Source organism: Saccharothrix sp. ST-888, from assembly GCF_000955975.1.
Lineage (GTDB): Bacteria > Actinomycetota > Actinomycetes > Streptomycetales > Streptomycetaceae > Kitasatospora.
Genome location: NZ_JYJF01000038.1, coordinates 28,983 through 48,262, shown reverse-complemented (window position 1 = coordinate 48,262; position 19,280 = coordinate 28,983). Strand labels below are relative to the sequence as shown.

The window sequence follows — 19,280 nt, the reverse complement described above, 5'->3', positions numbered from 1 at the left end:
GGTGGGACGGACAACCGGCGAACAGCGGAAATGTGCGGAGTTAGGAATATCAGCAGACAGTCTGCCGAGTAGGCGCTATTTGTCCTGAAATCTTGGCAATTTCGTTTCACTCGAACGAGTGAGTTAATGCTGTACCCCCCGGTTTGTCCACAGGCGGGAGCCAACTTCAGCCGGAGGGGTCCGGGCTGCGGCACGCTTCCCGGCATGAACGAGGACCTCACTCCCACCGCGCCGTCCGGGCCTGTTCCCGGGCACCTGTCCAACCAGCCGCCCGTTCGGATGCGAGGGCCGGCCGACATGGCCGAGATGCTGCCCTACCTGCTGGGTTTCTTCCCCGACGACAGCATCGTCGCCGTGGGTCTGCAAGGACCGTCCCTCCACCAGGGCGGGGTGATCAGGATCGACATCCCCGACGACACCGCCCTGTGGGAGTCGATCGCGACGGACACGGCGCGGCTGCTGGTCGAGCTGTCCGAGCAGCGCGATCGCCGCCCCGACCAGGTACTGCTCTATCTCTGTCGCGATCCCGCGGACGGCGACGGCCGCAGCGTGGTCGCGGCGCTCAAGCCGTTGGCGCAGTACCTGGCGCAGGCGTTCGGCGACCGCAACGTGGTGGTGAAGGAGTCCCTCTGCGTCTCCGCCGGTCGCTGGTGGTCCTTCCTCTGCGAGGGGACAGGCTGCTGCGACCCGAAGGGCGTCCTGGTCCGTCCGGCCAGGACGGCGAGCCCGGCCGCGGCGGCGGCCACCTTCGCGGGCCTGGCGCCCAGAGGCAGCCGGAAGTCGATCGTCGCGGGCCTGGCGCCGATCGGGGCACCCGGCGACGCGCCGCAGCGTGTCGCGATCGAGCGGGCGGGCCCGCTGCTGCTCCACGAGATGGTCGGGCCCGGTGGCCGCCAGGCCACGCTGGCGCGCACGGTGGAGCTGCTCGACGAGACCATGGCCGAGTTCCAGGCCGGTGCACGCGAGGTCACCCCCGAGCGCGCGGCGAGGCTGCTGGTCGGCCTGCAGGACAAGATGGGCAGGGACCGCGCGGCCGAGTACGCGGAGTCGGAGGAGCTCGGCTCGGCCCAGCGGCTCTGGCGGTTCCTCGCGCAGCGCTGCGTCCCGCCGTTCGAACCCCTCGCGGTGGCTCCCCTGACGCTGCTCGCCTGGACGTCCTGGCTCGCGGACGACTCCGCAACGGCCCGGGTCGTGCTGGCGAGGGCACTCGACCTCGACCCCGAGTACACGCTGGCGCAGCTGCTCTACGAGTCGCTCAACGGCGGGCTGCTGCCGGACCAGCTGCTCGACAGCGTGCGCCAGGAGCGGGCAGCTCACCGGGAGGTGACTACCCCGCCCGTGCCTGTCACGGAGGCGGTTGTCACCGGAGCACCCGTCGCGGAGAGACCGCTTTCCTCTCCGCCGGCTGCCCACCCGTCAGCTGGCGGGCCGGAGAGCGTCCCGGCAGGGCATCGGCTGCCCGGTGGCCGGGAGACGGCTCGGTCGTCGGGAGGCGTACCGGAAGAAGCCCCGGAGGGCGAGGCGGACGGCCCAGCCACCCCGGGCCCGGACCGGGCGTCCCCGGGCGGTGCGAGCGCAGGTGCACCGTCGGGCGACGGCGACGGCGACGGCGACGGCGAGGGTGAGGGTGAGAGGCCGGGCTTGCGCGACGGGCGCAGTCCCGGGGCCGACTACGACTCGCCCAGCCGTGCGGCTGATCCGGGAGAGCGACGGCAGGTCGGCCGGGGCGGCCTGCGCAGCCAGGTTCGCCAGGCCGGGCGGCGGCTGTCCGACAGACTCCGAACGGCGGGGCCCGGAGTGACGGCGGCTCAGCAAGGCGGCATCCCGCAGTGTGGCGCCGACGCCCGGCGCAGGGCGCCGAGGGGGAACAGGAAGCCGGTATGAGCCAGCCCTTCTCGCCCCGGGCCGTCGCACCCGCCGGGCCCCGGGCGGTGGCCACCACGCAATGGCCACCGGCCCGACCCCGGCGTGGAGTCCCACCGGCCGGGTGCCTCGCCCGCCTCGGCCGGTGGACCGCGGCTCGGCTACAGCTCGCCGCGCGCCATCCTGATCAGCCGGTCCAGCACCGCACCACCGCTCACGCGCAGGCCGTCGTGCTCCCACTCGTTGGTCACCCAGGTGCGCAGTCCTCGCACGGCGCGCGCGGTCTCCAGGGAGTCAGCAGTGTCCACGAACATGTCGTCGTGGAACACCGCCGCAACCACCGGCACCCGGTTCTCGGCCAGCCGAGCCGGGTCGTAGAGGTCGGACCAGTCACGGCGCTCCGCGAGCACTCGGGCGACCTCGCGCAGCGGCTGAAGCGCCGGGTCGGTCTCGAACAGCGCCGGGTAGATCATCTCGCCGGTGAACAGCACCGGCCGACCCTCCGCCAGCGCCAGTTCGGCGTCGAAGTCGGGGAACTCCTTGCGGACGCGCTCCGCCGCCCAGCCCGTACCCGCCGGGTCCACCGAGCGCTGTCCGTAGATCGACTCGTGCAACACGGCGTACAGCGGCCCATGAGCGAAGGACAGCTGCGCCTGGACACCACCGAGGAAGGTGTCCGACAGTTCCGGGCCGTCGACGCCCTCGACCCAGGCTTCCTCCAGCAGGTAGTGCAGGGTGTGCGAGCCGGCCCCGGTTCCGAGCAGCATGCCGAGCCCCTGGAACCCCTGAACGGTCAGCAGGCCGCCGTCGGGGAGCCGGGCCGGTCGCCCGACCAGGTGCTCGGCGATCCGTCGAATGCGGTCCACGTCCTGCGGGTAGCGCGCGTAATGCGCCTCGTTCTTCGTCGCCACGCGCGGGTAGGCGGCGCGGTACACGTCCTCCGCCGAGCTGCGAAGCCCGGCCAGACCGCCCGTCACGAACGCCTCGCGCAGGCCCTCCGGAGCCAGCGACAGGTAGGTGAGCGTGCAGAAGCCACCGAAGCTCTGGCCGAGCAGGGTCCAGCGGCCGTTGTCACCGAGCAGCCGACGGCGGATCAACTCGGCATCTCGGACGATCGAGTCGGCCCGGAAGTGGGCGAGGTAGTCCGCCTGCTGATCGGGCGTGCCGCGCCGAGCCAGGGTCTGCCGATTCGCCGGGGTGGAACGCCCGGTGCCGCGCTGGTCGAGCAGCAGCACCCGGTAGTCGTCCAGGGCGCGGGTCAGCCAGGTGTCCCGGCCGAGCGGGCGCCCGGCCTTGCCGCCGGGCCCGCCCTGGAGGAACAGCAGCCACGGCAGCTCGTCCGACTCCCGCCCTGCGGCGACCACTTCGCGGGCGTAGACCTCGATCTGCTCACCGTCGGGCATGTGGTGATCCAGCGGCAGCTGGAAGACGTGGTCGGTCGTGACGATCCCGGGCAGTCGACTGGTAGTGGACATGCAGCTCCTCGGTATCAGCTGGTCACGGGTGCGGAGCGACGGATACCAACCGGGTTCCCAGCGCGAGGCCCGCCGCCCCCGCACCGTATCCTGACGCCGCACCGGAGCCGGTACGGCAGGCAGCTCCGAGGGCCGGCCGACCTTGGGGGAACGGCTCCGTTCGTTCAGGTGCCGTCAACTGCAGCCACGGCTGTCGCAGACAACAGCGCAGCCCGAAACAGCCCGAAGCAGCTCGGAGCCGGCCGCCGGCTCAGGCACTCGACTCAACCGATCGAATCATTGGCTCGATTCACGGGGGTTCGAGCGGATCTCGAGCGGATGTCGACGGCACTCGATACTGGGGCGGGCGCTGTCGGAGCGGTTGTCGGCGGCACGGCGTGACCTGGGGGAGGTGCGCTGCGTTCATCCTGCGGGGTGCAGTCCCTACGGGTGTTGCCACCCACCGATCCGGTGTCGAGTGCTCAGGAGGCGGAGCTGCACAGGGGGGCCGTCCTGGCTCCGCCCGTGAGGGGACTGTGGCGGTGCCCGGCGGGGCCTGCCCCGGCTCGGACGAGGAACGGCGGGCCGGGCAGCAGGCCTGACCGGCCCGCCGAACGCCGCCGGGCGGGGACGGGCAGAGCCGGGACGCTGGGTTTTTGGGGCGCCGTTGGGGGCGGTGCCGAGGGCAGGGCGGAGAGCCCGGCCGCTCGCGGGGTGGTTCACCCGTACCGGCGGCATAGACATCAGATCGCGATCGAGCACGCTCGCGGCCGACCGGCACGGCAGCCGTCGGTCGGCCGAGGGAGGAGAGCCAGGTGACCGCCATGAGGCCACCAGAGGCAGTGCCACAGACAGCGCCGCCGACCGCACCACCATCCGTACCGCAGTCCGTACCACCGACATCGACCAATTCCGGCCAGGTGGTCGTTCCGGCTGCTCCGCCGGTACCGACTGCGCCACCACCGTGGGATGACGCGCCGTTCGGGGCGTCGCGGCCGGGGCTGCCTCAGTCCGGCTCCGCCCAGCTGGGTGGGTCTGCCGCCGCTGCCGGGGTGGTCCTGCCCGGGGTCGCTCCGGTCGAGGCCGCCCCGCGCCCTGCGGTCCGCTCCGACCAGCCGGGTACAGGTCAGCTGCGCCCGCCGAACCAGCCGCGCCCGCAGCAGCCGCCCACGTACACGGCTGCCCAGACCGCAGCCCATGCCGCGGTCCTGTGCGTGAATGCTCCGGCGATGGCCGCTTCAGGGGCCGACGGTCAGCTCCGCGGCCAGGGTCTCCACGGCTTCTACCGCTCGGGTATCCGGGTTCTGGCCCGGATGGAGCTGCGCCTGGGCGGTGTCGAGCCGCTGCCCCTCCAGGGCGCGCTGACCTTGGCGGCCGAGGCGCGCTTCGTCGGTGCCGTCCGCATCCCGGGAGACCCGGATCCGGATCCGGCGCTGACCGTCGAGCGGCTCCGCCACGCCGACGGAGTGGAGACCATCACCGTCCGGAACACGGGTGGTCGTCTTGCGCGCCTTCCCCTGGAGATCGCACTCGGGACGGACCTCGGCCTGCTGGCCGACACCGCCGCCGGACGACGTCTGGCCGACCTCCCCGGCCAGGTGCAGTCGGCCGGGCTGCGGTGGGTCAGGCCGGGGCACAGCGCCACTGTCGCGGCGCGCCCGTCCCCGCACGCCGTCCTCGCCGGGGCCGGGGTGCTGCGCTGGGACTTGGAGCTGCAGCCCGGTGCCCGTTGGTCGGTCGAGCTGCGGGCGGAGATCGAGTCCTCGGTCCCGACGGCCTTCCGTCCGCCGACAGGTCGAGCTCAGGCGGTGCCACTGCCCTGGTCGGAGCCGGCGGTGCGGTGCGACGACTCCCGGGTGGAGCTGCTCGTCCCGCGCTCTCTGGACGCGCTCGGTGGCCTGCTGCTCGCCGACGCCGACCGTCCGACGGACCTCTACGCGGCCTCCGGTGTGCCGTGGCGCTTCGGGCTGACTGCGGCCGACGCACTCTGGGCAGCCAGACTGCTGCTGCCCCTCGGCACACGCCTCGCGGCCGGGACTCTGCGCTCCCTGGCGCGCCGTCAGCACCAGGGCACCGGTTCCCCCGGCCCCGGCGGCTCGGCCACCTGGACGACCTCCGGTACCGCGAGCACTGCGGGCGCCCCGGCCGCCTCCGGGGCGCCTGGTGCGGCAGGCGGGCCCGCTGCGGGGCTGGGCCCGTGGGCCCGGCCGGAGGGTCTCCTCCCGGGCGGGCTGAGGCACGGCGGCCCGGAACTGCCGCCGTCCTGCACGGCCACCGAGGCCACACTCCTCTTCGTGACCCTGCTGGCCGAGGCGTGGCGCTGGGGGTTGCCGGAGCAGGAGGTAGCCGAGCTCCTCCCGGCCGCCGAGCGTGCCCTCGCAGCACTGCGGGCCAACGTGAGCGACGACTCGGGGGCTTTCCTGGCCGATGGCCCCAGCAGTGTTGTGACCGATTTTGTGACCGATCTCGGGCGCTCTGCCGAGGAGCGCGCTGCCCGCCCGCTGCCTGCGCGCTGCGAGGTACAGGCCCAGGCGTACCGGGCGGCGCTGCACGGGGCCGAGCTGCTGGACGCCTTCGGCCGCCACGGTGGGGCGGAGTGGCGGGCGTGGGCAGCCGGCCTGCGTGAGCGCTTCCGAGAACAGTTCTGGATCGACGACCTGTCAGGGGGGCGGCCGGCGGCGGCGCTCGCCGGTCCGGGGCGCCCGGTGCCTGCCGTCGCGGCCTCGTTCGTACACCTCCTCGACCTCGGTCTGTCGGCCGACGGCGCGTATCACGAAGGTCTGCTCGATCGGGAGCAGACCCGGGCCCTGGCCCAGCGGCTGGCCGCCCCCGAGTTCGACTGTGGCTGGGGTCTGCGGACGCTGAGCGCGAAGTCCCTGCGCTTCAACCCGCTCGGGCACCGCAGCGGCGCCGTCCGGGTGCACGAGACTGCACTCGCCGTGGCGGGCCTGTCCGAGGCGGGGTTCGAACGGGAGGCCGGAGTCCTGCTGGAGGGTCTGCTGGATGCCTCGACGCACTTCGAGGGCCGACTGCCCGAGATGTACGCGGGGGAGCAGCGGATGTCGGGCTGTCCACCGGTGCCGCACCCGGCCGCCTGCCGCCCCGCGGCAGTGTCGGCGGCCGCAGCGGTTCACATGGTGCTCACTCTCGCTGGTGTCCGCCCCGACGTCCCGGCAGGGCGAGTGGTGGTGCGCCCGGCCAGTACGGCTCCGCTGGGAGAGCTGGAGCTCACGGGGCTGCGAGTGGCCGGGGAGCCGTTCTCGGTCAGGGTCAGCCGGATCGGTGTCGCCGTGGTGGAGGAGGCGCCGCCGGCACTTCAACTGGGAGCCCGCTGACGGGAGCCCGCCGACGGGGCCCACCGAGTCGGAGGAGATGTCGAACAAGCCGGAGGGAATGTTGGGCAAGGTGGTGCCGGTCGACTGGTCGACCGGTGCGGGCAGAGTCGAGGTGATGTGACGAGGTGAGGCCTGGGCTGGGAGTGGTGGAGGAGCCGGCGGGGCAGTGACGAGTCGGTGGGGCAGTGTGGTCTGCGAGCTGGGGAGGGGCGCGATGGTGCAGTCCGACAGACCTGTCCGGTCTGTCCTTGCCCAACCCTGTGCTTATCGTCAGAAAGACGACTATGATCGTCGCCATGTCGCGTTATGACCGGTCGGCCTTCCCCCCGTTCGCTGTCACGGTCGACCTGGTGGTGCTGACGGTGCGGGAGCACGCGTTGTGCGCACTGCTGGTACGCCGTGGCGAGCCTCCGTTCCAGGGGTACTGGGCGCTGCCCGGCGGCTTCGTCCGCCCGGACGAGGGCCTGGCCGAAGCGGCCTCCCGAGAGCTTGCCGAGGAGACCGGACTGCGCGCCCACTCCACCCCGGGCCAGGGTTCGGCCGGTGCGCACCTTGAGCAGCTCGCGACCTACGGCCACCCTCAACGCGACCCCCGGATGCGGGTGGTCAGCGTGGCGCACCTGGCGCTCGCCCCCGACCTGCCCACCCCGCGCCCGGGCGGGGACGCCCGCAGTGCTCGCTGGGCGCTGGTCGCCGAGCTGATCGGACAGGGTCCGGACGCGGGCGTGCCGCTGGCCTTCGACCACGGCGGGATCCTCGCCGACGGTGTGGAGCGGGCCCGGTCCAAGATCGAGTACTCCTCGCTCGCCACCGCGTTCTGCCCGCCTGAGTTCACCGTCGGTGAGCTGCGCCAGGTCTACGAGGCTGTCTGGGGCGTGGCCCTGGATCCGCGCAACTTCCATCGCAAGGTCACCGGCACCCCGGGCTTCCTGGTGCCGTCCGGCAGCACCACGACCCGTCAGGGCGGCCGTCCCGCGCAGCTCTTCAAGGCGGGTGGGGCGACTGTCCTCAACCCGCCGATGCTCCGTCCGGAGTCCTGACGGGTCGGCCCGACGCCGGGTGGGCCCTGGTGAACTGATCATCTGTCGTAGCTGTCGCCTGATTGAGTGAGCTGCGCGGCCACACCGTGCACGATGCATTCGTAATGCCCGAAATATCCGATGGTGCGCCCTAGTGTGCTGGCGCGGGCACGCACCCGGAGACCAATCGCGATGCCCGCGGACCCGGTCGGCCGAAGACGTGGGAGCAGGCATCGATGATCCAGATCACCGGACTGACCAAGGTCTACCGTCGGGGCCGCCCACCGGCTCTGCTGGACCTGACCTTCGACGCCCGTCCCGGCGTGGTCACCGCGCTACTGGGAGCCGAGGGCGCGGGGAAGACCACCGCCCTGCGGCTCATGGTGGAACTGGAGCGCGGATCGGGCATCACGCTGTTCGACGGGCGCACCTACCGCAGGCTGCGCCGTCCCGAGCGGGAGGTCGGTGTGCTGCTCCCCGGCGGGCGTCCGCTGGCGGGGCATCCGGGGCGCCGAGCGCGCAACCACCTGAAGATGCTGGCCGGAGCAGTCGGGGTACCGTCCGCCCGAGCCGATGAGCTGCTGGACCAGACCCGGCTGGCCGCGGTCTCGTCCCACCGGCTGCGCAGCTTCTCGCCCGGTATGCACCGGCGACTGGCTCTTGCCGCAGCCCTGCTCGGTTCCCCGCACACCCTGCTGCTCGATGCCCCCACCGAGGGCCTGTCACCCCGGAACGTCGAGTGGCTCCACTCGTTCCTGCGCTCCTTCGCGGCCTCGGGCGGGACGGTGCTGGTCACCACCCGCACCCCGCAGGAGGCAGCGGTGCTGGCGGACCGGGTGATCACACTGGACCAGGGGCGGCTGCTCGCGGACCAGCAGGCGGTGGAGTTCCGCCGGACACGACTGCACCCGGAGGTATCCGTCCGCGGCCCGCAGATGGCCCGGTTGGCCGACCTGCTCGCCGGGCAGGGGGCTCAGGTCCGGCGGGACGGTGGCGCCGGGATCGCGGTGAGCGGCATCGACCGCACCGAGATCGGCGAGCTCGCCTACCGGAACGGCATTCTGCTGCACGAGCTGTCCGACCGGGTGGTCGAGCAGCTGGTCCCGCACCTGAGCCTGCCGTCCGCCTCGGACAGATCGGGCCATGTCCAACTCCGGCCTGCAGCAAGAGCCGCAGCAAGAGTCGCGGCGAAGCCCGCAGCTCACCGCGCAGAACAACCCACAGGACAGTCCGCAGCGCAGCCCGATGACGCCCCGACGCCGGACACCCTTCCGGTGGACGCGCAGGCCACCGGCGGAGAGCTGGTCGGACCCAGGAGCACCGCATCGGCCCAGCCGGTGATCGGACAGCCTGGACGGCCTATGGGCAGCCGAGCACTCGGCAGGCAGTCCGGCCGGGCCGGAGGCCAGCCGGTGGATCAGTCGGCGGGGCGGTCCTTGGTCAGCCGCCCGACCCAGGCCGACCGGGCGGCGGCGCCGCCGTCGGTGTCCGTGCCGACACCGGGGCCGGAGCCCGAGCCCATCGTGCTGTCCCAGCCCCTGCCCGGCCTCGACCACCACCGGAGCGAGTGAATCGTGCGAGTCCTTGCCTACGAGCTGCGGCGACTGCGCGGCCTCCGTTCCACCTGGTGCGTCCTCGCCGCGGTGCTGCTCGGCGATGCCGCCGTGGCCGCGGTGATCGCCCATCAACTGCCGTCGGGGACTCTCTCGGTGTCCGCAGCCGTCCGTTCGCTGACCGCGATCGTCCCGCTGCTGCCGCTCCCGATCGCCGCGCTCGGGGCGGGCGCTCTGGGAGCCCTCTCGTACGGGCACGAGGTCCGGCACCCCGGTCTGGCGGCCTCGCAGGTCGCGTACCGGCGCAGGATCGGGCTGCTGGCCGGGAAGCTGGCGGTGATCGGCCTGCTCGCGGTGGCGCTCGCGGTGGCCACCATCGTGCTGGACGTCGTGGTGCTGCGCTTCGCGCTCCCGCTGCGGGTGGACGCCGGGCAGCTGTTCGCCGGGGACGTCCCGAGCCTGCTGGCCGCGGGTCGGGCGCTCGCGGTGTTCGGGGCCCTGGTGGTGCTGGCCGGCTGGTCGGGGGTGCTGACGACCTCGCTGGTGCGCAGTGCGGCCGCAGGGATGCTCATCCTCTGCGCGCTCCCCGCGCTGCTGGAGCCCGCGCTCGTGCTGGCGCTCCGCCAGGTGGGACGGCCGCTGCCGGATCAGGTCCGTGAGCTGCTGCCGTTCCAGTACGGGCTGGACTGGCTGGGAGTCACGCCCCAGGGCACTGCTCCGACGCTCGGTCCGGCGCTGAGCCCCGAGCTGCAGTCGGTGCTGCAGCCGGTGTTCCTGGCGGCCTCGCTCGCCCCGGCGGCGGCACTCCTGGTCGCCTGCCTCGTGGTGCAGGCCCGGCGTCGGGCCCTCTGACGGTCACTGTCGTCCGGCCCGGCGCAGCGCTCGTCGCCGGGCCGGACGGACGGGCTCGGTGGCAGCCCGTCAGGGCCGGCGGAGGGAAGAGATCGAAACAAGCGCTTTCTGCCTGATAAGAAGTCAATTATCCGATCATGGGCGATCACCCTTTCGTGTGCTTTTCACGAGAATTCTCAAGCCAGCCCCGCCGATCGCCGACAAAGGACGTGTGAGTACCCTTGCGCACCCCACCATGACCGCAGCTCGATCGGCAGACCCTGTCGGCGCCGGCGAGCTGGACCGCTTCTCGTACGCCGATCGGCCCACCCCGCCCGTGCCTCGCTGGGAAGGCGCGGAGACCGACCTCACCCGGGTCGGCCGGAAGACCACCAGCAGCCGTGGCCGTGGCCTCCACGGCCAGCTGGTCCAGCAACTCGGCCAGATGATCGTCTCCGGCGACCTGGGCGCCGACCGTCCGCTGGTCCCCGAGGAGATCGGCCAGCGGTTCGAGGTCTCCCGCACCGTCGTCCGTGAATCGCTGCGGGTGCTGGAGGCCAAGGGCCTGGTCAGTGCCAGGCCGAACGTCGGCACCCGGGTCCGCCCGGTCAGCGACTGGAACCTGCTCGACCCCGACATCATCGAATGGCGGGCCTTCGGGCCGCAGCGGGACGAGCAGCGCCGTGAGCTGTTCGAGCTCCGCTGGGCGATCGAGCCGCTCGCCGCCCGTCTCGCGGCCGGACACGGCCGGGAGGACATCCAGCAGCGGCTGGTGGAGCTCACCGAGGTCATGGGCCACGCCGGCGCCCAGGGCGACCTGGTCAGCTTCGGCCGGGCCGACGCCGAGCTGCACGCGCTGGTCCTGCAGCTGGCGGGCAACCGGATGCTGGAGCACCTCTCCGGGATCGTCGCCTGCGCCCTGCAGGTCTCCGGGGGCACGGCGACCACCTGTGAGCGGCCGTCCGACTCCTCGGTCGGCCTGCACACCCGCCTGGTCGACGCGCTCGGCACCGGGGACGGCACCGCCGCCGAGGCGGCCGTCCGGGCGCTGCTCACCGTCCACCCGGAGATCGAGCCCTCGGTGCCGGGACCGCGCGAGCACTGACCCGACGGGGCGCCGCCCGGCCGAGCACCGCCCCGACGGGTCCAGGTCCGACTGGGCCTGCCTGCCAGGGCCCGCCCGACGAGTCCAAGCCCGACGGGCCTGCCCGAAGGGGCGCCGACCCGGCCGGGCCGAAGTGGGCAGGGTCGCACCGCCGGGACCGGGCACCTCCAGGGACAATGGCACCCATGGCCCTTCGGCTGAACCGCCCGAGCTTCGCGACCGCCGCAGTCCCCGGACCGCTGCGGTCGCTCAGCCGTCCGAGGCAGCCGGAGGGCCGTGCTCGTGCCGAAACACCGGTGTGACCGGCGACACGATGGCCATGCGTAACACTTGAGGTGCGGCAGCGATGTGTACGGAGCGGAAGCAGCTCCGGAATACCAGCCAGTGTCAGAATGCTGTGTTGGTCTGCGGCGCTGCTGCCGTCCTACAGACCCAGTCCTCAAACCCCGAGCCGGCCGGAATCGACACCGCGCGCTGCCGCGTGTTCTTTCCCCGCCCCCTCGGGCGGCCAGGTACGGGGTTCGAGTCCACTCATCGTCCGAGAGGTTGTTCGTGTCGGCCAGCACATCCCGTTCGCTTCCCCCCGAGATCGCCGAGTCCGCGGCTCTGCTCGCGCTCATCGAGCGGGGCAAGGCCCAGGGGCAGATCGCCGGTGACGACGTGCGCCAGGCGTTCGAGGCAGACCAGATCCCGGTCACCAAGTGGAAGAACGTCATGCGCAGCCTCAACCAGGTGCTGATTGAGGAAGGGGTGGACCTGATGGTCAGCGCTGCTGAACCTGCCGGGTCCAAGCGCAAGAGCGTTGCCGCCAAGAGCACCACCAAGCGCACCGCGACCAAGGCTGTCACCACTCGGACCCCGACTGCCCCCACCCGTCCCCCGGTGCGGATCGCCCCTGCTGCGACCCCGGCTGTCCCGGCCGTCGCCGCGGTGGTGTCCACCACCGAGGTCACGATGGTGGAGGGCGTCGAGGTCACCGAGATGAAGGCCGTGGCCAAGAAGGTCGCTGCCCCCGCGAAGAAGGCCGTGGCCAAGAAGGCCGCCGCGCCGGCCAAGAAGACCGCTGCCAAGAAGACCGCCGCCAAGGGCAAGGGCGACGAGGAGCTGCTCGGCGAGGAGGAGCTGCTCGAGGACGCCGCGCTGCCCGGCGACAAGGCCGAGGGCGACGCGCCGGAGGAGGAGTCGGAGGGCTTCGTCCTCTCCGACGACGACGAGGACGACGCGCCCGCTCAGCAGGTCGCCGTTGCCGGTGCCACCGCCGACCCGGTCAAGGACTACCTGAAGCAGATCGGCAAGGTCCCGCTGCTCAACGCCGAGCAGGAGGTCGAGCTCGCCAAGCGCATCGAGGCCGGCCTGTTCGCCGAGGACAAGCTCAGCGCCGCCGACAAGCTGGCACCGAAGCTCAAGCGCGAGCTGGAGATCATCGCCGAGGACGGCCGCCGTGCCAAGAACCACCTGCTGGAGGCCAACCTCCGCCTGGTGGTCTCGCTGGCCAAGCGCTACACCGGCCGCGGCATGCTCTTCCTGGACCTGATCCAGGAGGGCAACCTCGGTCTGATCCGTGCGGTCGAGAAGTTCGACTACACCAAGGGCTACAAGTTCTCCACCTACGCCACCTGGTGGATCCGCCAGGCGATCACCCGCGCGATGGCCGACCAGGCCCGCACCATCCGTATTCCGGTGCACATGGTCGAGGTCATCAACAAGCTGGCCCGCGTCCAGCGCCAGATGCTCCAGGACCTGGGCCGCGAGCCCACCCCGGAGGAGCTGGCCAAGGAGCTCGACATGACCCCGGAGAAGGTCATCGAGGTCCAGAAGTACGGCCGCGAGCCCATCTCGCTGCACACCCCGCTGGGTGAGGACGGCGACAGCGAGTTCGGTGATCTGATCGAGGACTCCGAGGCGGTCGTCCCGGCCGACGCGGTCAGCTTCACCCTGCTCCAGGAGCAGCTGCACTCGGTGCTCGACACCCTGAGCGAGCGCGAGGCCGGCGTGGTCTCGATGCGCTTCGGTCTGACGGATGGTCAGCCGAAGACGCTGGACGAGATCGGCAAGGTCTACGGGGTCACCCGTGAGCGCATCCGCCAGATCGAGTCGAAGACCATGTCCAAGCTGCGCCACCCGTCGCGTTCCCAGGTTCTGCGCGACTACCTGGACTGATCTCGGATCGTCCCCGAGGGGCCCGGAGCCTTGTGCTCCGGGCCCCTCGGCATGTCCGGACACGGCGGGCCGACGGGCACCCGTCATCCGGCCGCGCGTCGGATCCCTCGTCAGGGTGGTGCGGTGGCGGGCGTCGGCACTTTGCGTAGTCGATCACATACGCTGTGCCGGTTGCCTGCCGCCGAACCTGTCTGGAGAAACCGGTGCTGCCCATCCTGGACGCCCATCCGGCCGTGCTGCCCCGCAGGCGTCGCCGCCGGGCGGTGGCCCTGGCGCTGCTCGCCGCCCTCCCCGTCCCGCTGATCGCACTCTCCGCCGCCGTGCCCGCCGCGGCGCAGCGGCGGGTCGTGGGCGGTGGGGCGGTCACCACCGCCACCCACCCGTGGATGGTGGCGCTGTCCAGTCGCCGGGAGTACGGAAACGCTCGGTCCGGGCAGTTCTGCGGCGGCGCCCTGGTGGCGCCGACCAAGGTGGTGACGGCCGCGCACTGCTTCTACGCCGAGAGCAACGGCCACCGGGTGGACCGTCCCGGGCTGCGGGTGATCATCGGCCGGGACGACCTCACCCGGCGGGACGGCAGGGAGGTCGAGGTCCGCGAGGTGCGGATCCACCCGAACTACGCCTACGCGGCCAACATGCAGGATGTGGCGGTCCTCACGCTTGCCGAGCCCCAGCCGGCCACCGCCGTCCTCGACTATCTGGCGCCGGGCGAGACGGAGCCGTACACGCCGGGCGTCCGGGCGCAGGTCTTCGGCTGGGGTGACACCAAGGGGGACGGTAGTTACTCGAACACGCTGCGCAGCGTCGAGGTGCCGATCATCGCGGACGAGATCTGCGCGCATGCCTACCCGGGCGGCCCGGACGGGATGTTCGACGCCAGGGGGATGGTCTGCGCCGGGGAGCAACAGGGCGGCAAGGATGCCTGCCAGGGCGACAGCGGCGGCCCGTTGGTGGTCGCCGGTCGCCTGGCCGGGCTGGTCTCCTGGGGCGCCGGCTGTGCCGATGTCAACCACCCCGGTGTCTACACCCGGGTGGCGGCGGTCTCGGACTGGCTGCACTCGGTGATCTGACGGGCACACCATGTGCGCAATGGCTGACCCTGGGTGTCGGAGTGCGCACTCTCCGACATGTCGTCAGTTCGCCGGGGGTGTCTGGAAAAGCCGCAGCCGGACGGCAAACCCCTTGCGGGGCCTGCCGTCCGGCTGTTGTCGGCCTGGCTCGACTCAGCTCGCCGGGCGAGCGTCGAGGTCAGCGCTCGTCGTCGTCGGCCGAGGCGGCGGTCGTCGAAAGGCGACCCGTCTCGTCCTGTATCTCGACGGCGATCTTCTTGAGCTCGGGCTCGAACTTCCGGCCGTGGTGGGCGCAGAAGAGCAGCTCTCCGCCGCTTGCGAGTACGACGCGCAGGTATGCCTGGGCGCCGCAGCGGTCGCAGCGGTCAGCCGCGGTGAGCGGGCTCGCAGGTGTCAGAACAGTAGTCACGTCGCCTCTTCTCTAGCTCGACGAGCTGTCGTACCAGGGTCAACATCCAACCAGGCCGAAATCGTTCCCGCTCGTGGCTTTTCTTCTCTGAGGATTCTGCTGTGTTGTTGCTGAGGACGTGCCCAGGGCGCCGGTGGTTCATGCGTACCGATTCCCAGGATCCGCTTCAGCCCTCGAACGTCCTAACGAAGCGAGGTCGAGGTCCGCGTAGCATAATCCTCTGCTGGGTTGGAGCATAAGCCCCGTCCCAGGCACCGGTAGCCTGCATCGCAGCAGTTCCGCCGCCTGTTGTTCGCGTCGCGGTCCGCCAGGACCCTTGGGGGCAGGTGGAGATGGCGCTCCCGAGCCCCGGTCCTCGGCGCAGGTCTTGTTCGCGCAGCGCGTACAAGCTGCGCGGGCCGGGCCACCTGTGTCTCAGGCATTGGGAACACTGTGCGAGTCGGCCCGGTGACCGGGTCGGAAGTCAGTCGAGCGTCGGGCGGAAGCCGGACGGGATCAGAACTTCAATGAGGAGCACCGCGTGAGCGCTGAAAAAACCGTGCCGTCCGGCTTGTTGGCCGGAGACGACGGTTCCAATTACACCGCTCGGCATCTGCTCGTCCTGGAGGGCCTCGAGGCCGTCCGTAAGCGTCCGGGTATGTACATCGGGTCAACGGACAGTCGCGGTCTGATGCACTGCCTCTGGGAGATCATCGACAACTCGGTGGACGAGGCGCTCGGTGGCTTCTGCGACCGGATCGAGGTGCTGCTGCACGAGGACGGCTCGGTCGAGGTCCGCGACAACGGCCGCGGCATCCCGGTCGACGTCGAGCCGAAGACCGGCCTGTCCGGTGTCGAGGTCGTGATGACCAAGCTGCACGCGGGCGGCAAGTTCGGCGGTGGCTCGTACGCCGCCTCCGGCGGTCTGCACGGCGTCGGCGCCTCCGTGGTCAACGCGCTCTCGGCCCGCCTGGACGTCGAGGTGGACCGCAGCGGCCACACCCATGCGATCAGCTTCCGGCGCGGGACCCCCGGCATCTTCACCGAACTCAGCCCGGACGCACCCTTCGACGCGGCGAGCGGCCTCACCAAGAAGGGCAAGGCGCCCAGGGGCCGCACCGGCACCCGGATCCGCTACTGGGCCGACCGGCAGATCTTCCTCAAGGACGCCAAGCTCTCGCTGGAGAGCCTGCACAACCGGGCCCGGCAGACCGCCTTCCTGGTCCCCGGCCTCACCATCGTGGTCCGTGACGAACGCCTCACGGAGAGCGAGAAGGTCGAGGAGGCCACCTTCCGGTTCGACGGCGGCATCGGCGAGTTCACCGAGTTCCTGGCCCCCGACAAGCCGGTCTGCGACGTGCTGCGACTGCGCGGCGAGGGCAGCTTCAAGGAGACCGTCCCGGTCCTGGACGAGCTCGGCCACATGACCCCGACCGAGGTCACCCGCCACCTCGGGGTGGACATCGCGCTGCGCTGGGGCGCCGGTTACGACTACACGCTGCGCCCGTTCGTCAACATCATCGCCACCCCCAAAGGCGGCACCCACGTCACCGGTTTCGAGCGCTCGCTGGCCAAGACCGTCAACGAGGTGCTGCGGGCAGCCAAGTTGCTGCGGGTCGCCGAGGACGACATCACCAAGGACGACGCCACCGAGGGCCTCACCGCCGTGGTCACCGTCCGGCTCGCCGAGCCGCAGTTCGAGGGCCAGACCAAGGAGGTGCTCGGCACCTCGGCGGCCAACCGGATCGTCGCCGCCGTGGTGGCCAAGGAGCTCAAGGCCTTCCTGAGCTCCACCAAGAAGGACGAGAAGGTCCAGGCCCGGGCGGTCCTGGAGAAGGTGGTGGCCGCCGCCCGTACCCGGGTTGCCGCGCGCCAGCACAAGGAGGCGCAGCGCCGGAAGACCGCACTGGAGACCTCCTCGCTGCCCGCCAAGCTGGCCGACTGCCGCAGTGACGACGTCGAGCGCAGCGAACTCTTCATCGTCGAGGGCGACTCGGCGCTCGGCACCGCCAAGCTGGCCCGCAACTCGGAGTTCCAGGCACTGCTGCCGATCCGCGGCAAGATCCTGAACGTGCAGAAGGCGTCCGTGAGCGACATGCTCAAGAACGCCGAGTGCGCCTCGATCATCCAGGTGATAGGGGCCGGTTCGGGCCGGTCCTTCGACATCGACCAGGCCCGCTACGGCAAGGTCATCTTCATGGCCGACGCCGACGTCGACGGATCGCACATCCGCTGCCTGCTGCTGACGCTCTTTCAGCGCTACATGCGGCCGATGGTCGAGCAGGGCCGGGTCTTCGCCGCCGTCCCGCCGCTGCACCGGATCGAGCTCACCAGCCCCAAGCGCGGCCAGGAGAAGTACCACTACACCTATTCCGACGCCGAACTGCGCAGCACCCTGCTGGAGTTCCAGCGCAAGGGGCAGCGCTGGAAGGAGCCGGTGCAGCGGTACAAGGGCCTCGGCGAGATGGACGCCGACCAGCTGGCCGAGACCACCATGGACCCGCGCCACCGCACCCTGCGCCGGATCAACCTGGGCGACCTGGAGCAGGCCGAGCGGATCTTCGACCTGCTGATGGGCAACGAGGTCGCGCCCCGCCGGGAGTTCATCGTGGACTCGGCCGCCACCCTGGACCGCTCGCGCATCGACGCCTGACGCGTGCCCGTACCGAGGGGCCCTCCACCTACGGGTGGAGGGCCCCTCCGTCGTGCGGATCAACCCTGGCTCCGAGGACCGGGAGGCCCGCGCTCCGTAGCGTCGAGGGTGTCAAGGAATCACCGTCGTCCGGTCGGAGAACCCGATGTCTTCCCTCGCCAACGTCCTGATCGCGGTCGCCGTGATGGCTCTGGTCGTCAGCCGTCAGCTGCGAGCCCGCAAGCTCGACACCGAGCGCCGGTTCTGGCTGCTGCCGGCGATCCTCGCGGTCGTCGCGCTGCGCGGCCCCGGGCTGATCGACTCGGCACACCGGTCCGAGTCGGTCGGACTGCTCGTCGCCTCGGTCGTCGCGGTGCTCGCCATGGGGTCGGTCTGGGGCTGGACCGTCCGGCTCTGGCGCGACCGTGACGGCGCCGTCTGGGCCCAGGGCACCAAGGTCACCCTCGCCGCCTGGGGCGGCATGGTCGCCATCCGGATCGGTCTCTACGCCCTCGGTTCGGCACTCCACGTGCACCAGGGCAGCAACGCGCTGCTGCTCAGCCTCGCCGCGCTGCTCCTGGTCCGCGGTCTGGTGGTGGACTGGCGGGCCCGTAGCCTGGAGCAGCCCTGTGGTCTCGTCGGCGTCTGAGCCGGCGGCCCGAGTCGTGGGAGGACCGTCCGTGCCGTTGCAGGAGTGGGCCCGCTGGCCGTCGCGGGAGGGGCTGGTCGACGACCGTCAGAGCACGCCCCGGAGACTCATCTCGGTGGCCACCCGGCTGGTGCTGCTGACGGTGATGATCTGGGGCACCTTCTCACGCGGCCACTTCGGGTTCTGGGCGACGGTCGCGGTGGGAGCGGAGATCCTGGCGGCGGTCGTCCTCGCGGTGGCGTTCTTCCGGTTCACCCGGGCCCAGCGGCTGGGGCCCGCCGTCGCGGCCACGGTCGGGCTGCTTGCCCTCGCCTCGCTGGCCGAGTGGCAGCACGCCGTCCCGCTGTCGGACGTCCTCTGGCTCGGCCTCGGGGTCATCGCACTGGTCCGGCTGCCGCTGGGGGTGGCCGCGGTGGCGGCGACCGTCACCTTCGGCGCGTACACCCTGGTGAGCTGGGACAGCTGGCTGAGCACCGCCAGCACGGTCGGCGGTCTGGCCCTGCTCGGGTATCTGCTGCGGCTGGACGCCGAGGCCCGGGCCAACGCGAAGCGGATGCTGTCCCAGGAGCGGGCCGCGCATGCGGCCAGGGCCGAGTCGGCGGCACTGGCCGAACGGGCCAGGATCGCGCGGGAGATCCACGACGTGCTGGCGCACAGCCTCTCCGCACAGCTGGTCCACCTGGAGGCGGCCCGGCTGATGCTGGACGGCGGGGCCGAGCGCGAGCAGGTCAGGGAACGGGTGGTGGCGGCCCGGCGGATGGCCCAGGACGGCCTGGCCGAGACCCGGCAGGCGCTGTCGGCGCTGCGTGGCGAGTTCACGCCGGTGGGGGAGTACCTGGTGGAGCTGACCGGTCAGGAGGGCGCGGTGCTCACCGTGCAGGGCACGGCCAGGCCCTTGGTCGCCGAGGCCGCGCTGGCGATCCGGCGCACCACCCAGGAGGCGCTCACCAACGTCCGCAAGCACGCGCCCGGCAGCCGCGCCACGGTACGGCTCGCATACCTGGTGGGCAGCGTGGAGCTGGAGGTGCGCAACACCCGTCCACCGCGTGGCGCGGGGTCGGGAGAGCTGGCTGTCAGTGGAAGTGGGTACGGTCTGCTGGGGATGCGCGAACGCGCCGAACTGCTCGGCGGTGAACTGCTGGCGGGCCCGGAGGACGGAGGGTGGCGCGTGCTGCTGCGGGTACCGGCGTGAGTGGGGCCGAGGAGCGAACGGGGCCGGGG

13 protein-coding genes are annotated in these 19,280 nt (G+C 71.7%); 11 read left to right on the top strand and 2 right to left on the bottom strand.

The features are described from left to right. Window positions 1–204 precede the first annotated feature (204 nt). Window positions 205–1,884: a DUF4192 domain-containing protein gene (locus tag UK12_RS36585; protein ID WP_197084862.1), complete on the top strand. Its 1,680-nt coding sequence runs from the start codon at window positions 205–207 to the stop codon at window positions 1,882–1,884. 140 nt (window positions 1,885–2,024) lie between these two features. Here the strand turns inward: UK12_RS36585 and UK12_RS14850 are convergent, their stop codons facing one another. Beyond that, the gene (locus UK12_RS14850; protein ID WP_045303418.1) at window positions 2,025–3,338 is read right to left on the bottom strand and encodes an alpha/beta fold hydrolase; all 1,314 of its coding nucleotides are present in this window, start codon (window positions 3,336–3,338) and stop codon (window positions 2,025–2,027) included. Between the two features lie 1,208 nt (window positions 3,339–4,546). Here UK12_RS14850 and UK12_RS14845 point away from each other — a divergent pair. From UK12_RS14845 to UK12_RS14815, 7 genes are all read left to right on the top strand, one after another. Beyond that, the gene (locus UK12_RS14845; RefSeq protein WP_045303417.1) at window positions 4,547–6,652 is read left to right on the top strand and encodes a glycogen debranching N-terminal domain-containing protein; all 2,106 of its coding nucleotides are present in this window, start codon (window positions 4,547–4,549) and stop codon (window positions 6,650–6,652) included. Window positions 6,653–6,948: 296 nt separating this feature from the next. Further along, on the top strand, window positions 6,949–7,692 hold the full coding sequence (locus UK12_RS14840; protein WP_045303430.1) for an NUDIX hydrolase: 744 nt from the start codon (window positions 6,949–6,951) through the stop codon (window positions 7,690–7,692). 215 nt (window positions 7,693–7,907) lie between these two features. Next, window positions 7,908–9,242, top strand: a complete 1,335-nt coding sequence (locus tag UK12_RS14835) for an ATP-binding cassette domain-containing protein (protein WP_052681888.1) — start codon at window positions 7,908–7,910, stop codon at window positions 9,240–9,242. A gap of 3 nt (window positions 9,243–9,245) precedes the next feature. Continuing rightward, a complete protein-coding gene (locus tag UK12_RS14830) occupies window positions 9,246–10,076 on the top strand; it encodes a hypothetical protein (RefSeq protein ID WP_052681887.1) in 831 nt (276 codons plus the stop codon). Window positions 10,077–10,311: 235 nt separating this feature from the next. Then, on the top strand, window positions 10,312–11,160 hold the full coding sequence (locus UK12_RS14825; protein WP_269432015.1) for a FadR/GntR family transcriptional regulator: 849 nt from the start codon (window positions 10,312–10,314) through the stop codon (window positions 11,158–11,160). Between the two features lie 348 nt (window positions 11,161–11,508). Next, entirely contained in the window at window positions 11,509–13,320 is a 1,812-nt protein-coding gene (locus tag UK12_RS14820) for an RNA polymerase sigma factor (protein WP_331386650.1), read from the top strand. Window positions 13,321–13,523: 203 nt separating this feature from the next. Next, window positions 13,524–14,390, top strand: a complete 867-nt coding sequence (locus UK12_RS14815) for a S1 family peptidase (RefSeq protein WP_231591216.1) — start codon at window positions 13,524–13,526, stop codon at window positions 14,388–14,390. A 178-nt stretch (window positions 14,391–14,568) separates the two neighbouring features. On the opposite strand, the gene UK12_RS14810 is transcribed toward UK12_RS14815, so the two are convergent. Continuing rightward, window positions 14,569–14,799, bottom strand: a complete 231-nt coding sequence (locus tag UK12_RS14810) for a DUF7455 domain-containing protein (RefSeq protein ID WP_045303414.1) — start codon at window positions 14,797–14,799, stop codon at window positions 14,569–14,571. Window positions 14,800–15,319: 520 nt separating this feature from the next. Here UK12_RS14810 and UK12_RS14805 point away from each other — a divergent pair. The 3 genes from UK12_RS14805 (at window position 15,320) to UK12_RS14795 (ending at window position 19,251) form a co-directional block, all read left to right on the top strand. Further along, a complete protein-coding gene (locus tag UK12_RS14805; RefSeq protein WP_045303413.1) occupies window positions 15,320–17,431 on the top strand; it encodes a DNA gyrase/topoisomerase IV subunit B in 2,112 nt (703 codons plus the stop codon). A 145-nt stretch (window positions 17,432–17,576) separates the two neighbouring features. After that, a complete protein-coding gene (locus UK12_RS14800) occupies window positions 17,577–18,059 on the top strand; it encodes a CcdC protein domain-containing protein (RefSeq protein WP_045303412.1) in 483 nt (160 codons plus the stop codon). 31 nt (window positions 18,060–18,090) lie between these two features. Next, window positions 18,091–19,251 (top strand): sensor histidine kinase, encoded by a 1,161-nt coding sequence (locus UK12_RS14795; RefSeq protein ID WP_045303411.1) that lies wholly within the window; start codon window positions 18,091–18,093, stop codon window positions 19,249–19,251. Window positions 19,252–19,280: the final 29 nt, after the last annotated feature.

Coding starts and splice junctions, on each gene's coding strand:
- UK12_RS14850 (WP_045303418.1), bottom strand. CDS start 3,338: ATGTCCACTACCAGTCGACTGCCCGGGATCGTCACGACCGACCACGTC.
- UK12_RS14840 (WP_045303430.1), top strand. CDS start 6,949: ATGTCGCGTTATGACCGGTCGGCCTTCCCCCCGTTCGCTGTCACGGTC.
- UK12_RS36585 (WP_197084862.1), top strand. CDS start 205: ATGAACGAGGACCTCACTCCCACCGCGCCGTCCGGGCCTGTTCCCGGG.
- UK12_RS14800 (WP_045303412.1), top strand. CDS start 17,577: ATGTCTTCCCTCGCCAACGTCCTGATCGCGGTCGCCGTGATGGCTCTG.
- UK12_RS14835 (WP_052681888.1), top strand. CDS start 7,908: ATGATCCAGATCACCGGACTGACCAAGGTCTACCGTCGGGGCCGCCCA.
- UK12_RS14825 (WP_269432015.1), top strand. CDS start 10,312: ATGACCGCAGCTCGATCGGCAGACCCTGTCGGCGCCGGCGAGCTGGAC.
- UK12_RS14845 (WP_045303417.1), top strand. CDS start 4,547: ATGGCCGCTTCAGGGGCCGACGGTCAGCTCCGCGGCCAGGGTCTCCAC.